At 69.5% G+C, this 3,665-nt stretch carries 5 protein-coding genes; 2 read left to right on the forward strand and 3 right to left on the reverse strand.

What is annotated here, in order from left to right; genetic code table 11:
* Positions 1 to 236 precede the first annotated feature (236 nt).
* Positions 237 to 944: a MerR family transcriptional regulator gene (locus Q4E95_RS11845; RefSeq protein ID WP_303383497.1), complete on the reverse strand. Its 708-nt coding sequence runs from the start codon at positions 942 to 944 to the stop codon at positions 237 to 239.
* A gap of 62 nt (positions 945 to 1,006) precedes the next feature.
* Here Q4E95_RS11845 and Q4E95_RS11850 point away from each other — a divergent pair, with 62 nt between their 5' ends.
* Complete coding sequence (locus Q4E95_RS11850; protein WP_303383498.1) at positions 1,007 to 1,129, forward strand: hypothetical protein; 123 nt, start codon at positions 1,007 to 1,009, stop codon at positions 1,127 to 1,129.
* 9 nt (positions 1,130 to 1,138) lie between these two features.
* On the forward strand, positions 1,139 to 2,113 hold the full coding sequence (locus Q4E95_RS11855) for an arsenic resistance protein (RefSeq protein WP_303383499.1): 975 nt from the start codon (positions 1,139 to 1,141) through the stop codon (positions 2,111 to 2,113).
* A 95-nt stretch (positions 2,114 to 2,208) separates the two neighbouring features.
* Here the strand turns inward: Q4E95_RS11855 and Q4E95_RS11860 are convergent, their stop codons facing one another.
* Together Q4E95_RS11860 and Q4E95_RS11865 are read right to left on the reverse strand one after the other, a co-directional pair.
* The gene (locus tag Q4E95_RS11860) at positions 2,209 to 2,598 is read right to left on the reverse strand and encodes a heavy metal-responsive transcriptional regulator (protein ID WP_303383500.1); all 390 of its coding nucleotides are present in this window, start codon (positions 2,596 to 2,598) and stop codon (positions 2,209 to 2,211) included.
* 117 nt (positions 2,599 to 2,715) lie between these two features.
* Positions 2,716 to 3,665, reverse strand: a 950-nt coding sequence (locus tag Q4E95_RS11865) for an FAD-dependent oxidoreductase (protein WP_303383501.1), incomplete at its 5' end; no start/stop codon positions are given.

Consider the following 3,665-nt stretch of genomic DNA (forward strand, 5'->3'; position numbering starts at 1 on the left):
AGACCACCCCGCAAGCCAGCTGCTGCTGAGACACCCCGGGGGGTCGAGCCGTCTTCACTGGAAGGCGGCTCGATCGCGAGGGCATGAGGATCGGGTCGCCATGTCCGCGAACGAAATTTTTTTGCCACGCGGTTCATAGAGGACAAGCCCGACATTGGCGTTGGGCGTGGCCACCTGCCATGTTTTTCCGGACTGCCCGGCATGCAGTTGGTGGTTCGCCCCTGGGGAAGATGCGCTCAGGGTGAGGCCAATTCCCCGCGCTCACCCCCACGGAGGGCATCGAACACGGTCGAGGTGCTCCGGTCCTGGGCGGAGATGATCATGATGCAGCGCCCGCCCTCCAGTTGAAGCGTGAAGGTCGTGCCGTGGTCGTTGTCGTGCTCGATCCGGGCCAGGGCCGAGATCTCGAGGAGTCGCTCGAGGGGTACCTCGACCACCAGGGAGTCGCCGTCGTCCGACACCGGGCCGTGCTGGAGGATCTCCTGCCAGTGGCTCCGACGCCGGGCGCGTCCGTCGTCATCAATCCATCGCTGACCGGGGCCCTCGGAGAGCACGAGGAACGCGCACTCCGAGCGGCACCGCTCGGGACTGTCCGGGCAGGCCACGACGTGCCTGCTGGCGGCGGTGAGGTGTTCGTGGAGCCTGTTCAGCTTGGCCAGGCTGTCCTCGACCTGCGCCAGCTGCTCGGTGAGCAGCGGATGCAGAGCGGCCTTGACCTTCGTGCAGGTCCCCGAGTCGGCCAGCTCCAACAGGTCCTTGATCTCGGGCAGCTCCAGGCCGAGGCTCTTGGCGGCATCGATGAACGCCAGTCGCTCCAGCGCGTGCTCGTCGTAGACCCGGTAGCCGTTGTCCGAGCGCTGCGGAGTGAGCAGCCCGATGGACTCGTAGTAGCGCAGCGTCGTGGCCGGCACCCCGGAACGGGCAGAGACCTCGGAAATGCGCACATCCCCACCCTAGGCTCACTCGACTTGACCTTCTACCCGGCTCGAAGGTCTACGGTCCTGCCATGACTTCCGTGACTGCCGTGCCTGGCGTGGACCTGCAGAACCTCGCCCGCCGCGATGACTTTCCATTGGGCCGCCTCGATGATGACCAGCGGATGCCTCAACTCGACCCCCTCAAGAAGTAGGAGCGCCCGATGTCCTGGTGGGAACGATTGCAGAGTGTGCTGGTGGCGGTCTCCGCCGTGGCCGGCCTCGCCGTAGGGGTGGCCTGGTCGGTCGGAGCAACCGCCCAGCACGTGGTGCTGCCGGCGCTGATGCTGATGCTCGCGGCCGTGTTCGTGCAGATGGACGCGACCCAGCTTGCCCAGGCCAAACGGGCCCGGGCGGTGGTGGCGGCCAGCCTGGTGCTCAACTTCGTGTTCACCCCGTTGTTGGCCTGGGGGCTGGGGGCCGGGTTGCTGGGCGGGTCCCCAGATCTGCGGATCGGGTTGCTGCTGCTGCTGGTGACCCCGTGCACGGACTGGTATCTGGTGTTCACCGCGATGGCCCGCGGCCACGCCGGGATCGCCGCGGCCCTGTTGCCGGTGAATCTGATCCTGCAGCTGGTGCTGCTGCCGGTCTACGTGCTGCTGCTGGGCGGGCAGGCGGCGATGGTCGATGTCGCCACGCTGGCCGAGTCGGTGCTGTTGGTGCTGGCCGTGCCCCTGGCTGTGGCCCTGTTCGCCCGCTGGGCGGCCGCCCGGTACCGGGGTGAGACCTGGCGGGAACGAGTCCTACTGGATCCGGCGGGACGCCTGGTGCTGCCGCTGTTGTACCTGGCGGTGTTCGCGATGTTCGCCTGGCAGGCCCGCACCGTCCTGGCCCACCTCAACGAGCTGGCGCTGCTGCTGGTGCCCCTGGGCGCGTTCTTCGTCATCGCCCCACTGGCGGCCACCGCCACCGCCCGTGCCCTGCGCCTGCCGGCCGACCAAAGGGTGACGCTGACCATGACCACCACCGCGCGGAACTCCCCGATCGCCCTGGCGATCGCAGTCGCCGCGTTCCCGGACCGGCCCCTGATCGCCGTCGCCCTGGTCGTTGGCCCCCTGGTGGAGTTGCCCGTACTGGCGGCACTGGCCCAGATCGTGCGCGCCCCACAACGGCTGGAACAACCAGCCACCAACACCTGATCGGGAACCCACCCTCACCGCAACGCCGTCCGCCGCTAACCGGGCCTGGGTGAAGTGCAGGACCCGGTTGTCCTGGCTACTGGTCGGCGGTGGCCTCAGAGGTAGCTGCAGATCCGTTGTGCCTCGCACTGGGCCGGGTCCCCTTCGGCTGCCACCCGGTAGAACCCGGCCACCGAGGCCCGCAGTGCAGTGAGTTCGGCGATCTGCTCGTCCAGGTCCCTCAGGTGCTGGGCCAGCTGGGCGACCACGTGGGCGCAGGGGGCCACACCGGCGTCGCGGACCCGCAGGATCTCCCGGATCTGGGTCAGCGTGAGTCCGGCGAGCTTGCTGCGGCGGATGAACTCCAGCCGCGCGACGGTCTCTGGCGGGTAGTCGCGGTATCCGTTGGGACAGCGGTGGGCGGGGGGAAGCAGCCCTTGCTGCTCGTAGAACCGCAGCGTCTTGGTGGTCATTCCGGCGGCCGCGGCCGCTTCACCGATCCGCACGGTGCACTCCGATCCTGGCCTGGTCCTTGACCTTCCACGGTAGAGGAAGGTCCTGGCGCAGGGCACCGCCCGGCCCTTAATCGACGGTGCCGACCCCGCCCCGGAAGGCGCCGGTGGTCACCCGGGTTCGGTGCGGGCGCGGTCGGCCTCCACGGCCTGCCAACTCTTGCGGGCGGCGATCAGCACCGGGTCCCACACCGGGGAAAACGGTGGGGCGTAGGAGAGGTCGATGTTCAGCAGCTCTTCCACCGGGGTCTCGTGCCACAAAGCGACGGAGAGCACGTCGATGCGTTTGGCCGCGCCTTCTTCTCCGACGATCTGGGCTCCGAGCAGTCGTCCGGTGCCGCGTTCGGCGATGAGTTTGGTGCGGATCGGTTTGGCTCCGGGGTAGTAGCCGGCCCGGGTGGTGGAGTCGACCACGGCGGTGACCGGATCGAAGCCGGCCGCCTGCGCCTCGGCCTCGCCGAGGCCGGTGCGTCCGACTTCGATGTCGCAGATCTTGGTCACGGCGGTGCCGAGCACTCCGGGGAAGGTGGCGTAGCCGCCGCCGAGGTTGATCCCGGCGGTGCGGCCCTCCTTGTTGGCGTGGGTGCCCAGCGGGAGGCTGACGTGGCGGCGGGAGACGCGGTGGAACTTCTCCACGCAGTCCCCGGCTGCCCACACCCCGTCGATGCCGGTGCGCAGCCGGCGGTCCACCGTGATCGCCCCCGTGGCCCCCAGCGGGATCCCCGCCTGGGCGGCCAGGGTGGTGTTCGGGGTCACCCCCAGCCCGAGGATCACCAGATCGGTGGGGATGGTGGCTTGGTCGGTGACCACGGCGGTGACCTTCCCGTCGGTGGTGTCGAAGCCGGTGACGGTCTCCTCCATCCGCACCTCCATCCCGAAGCCTTCCATCGCGGTGGCGATGAGCGCGCCCATGTCCGGGTCCAGGGCCGGCAGCGGGGCCGGGGGGCGTCCGATCACGGTGATGCCCACGCCCCAGGCGGACAGGGCCTCGGCCAGTTCCAGGCCGATGTAGCCGGCCCCGACGACCACCGCCCGGCCCGGCCGGTCCCGCTCCAGCACCG

The sequence above is a fragment of the Kocuria sp. genome, from assembly GCF_030536815.1.
In the GTDB taxonomy this organism is placed as follows: domain Bacteria; phylum Actinomycetota; class Actinomycetes; order Actinomycetales; family Micrococcaceae; genus Kocuria; species Kocuria gwangalliensis.

What these genes read in the sequence shown, in the direction of transcription:
- Q4E95_RS11855 (WP_303383499.1), top strand. Translation starts at nt 1,139, where the DNA reads ATGTCCTGGTGGGAACGATTGCAGAGTGTGCTGGTGGCGGTCTCCGCC.
- Q4E95_RS11850 (WP_303383498.1), top strand. Translation starts at nt 1,007, where the DNA reads ATGACTTCCGTGACTGCCGTGCCTGGCGTGGACCTGCAGAACCTCGCC.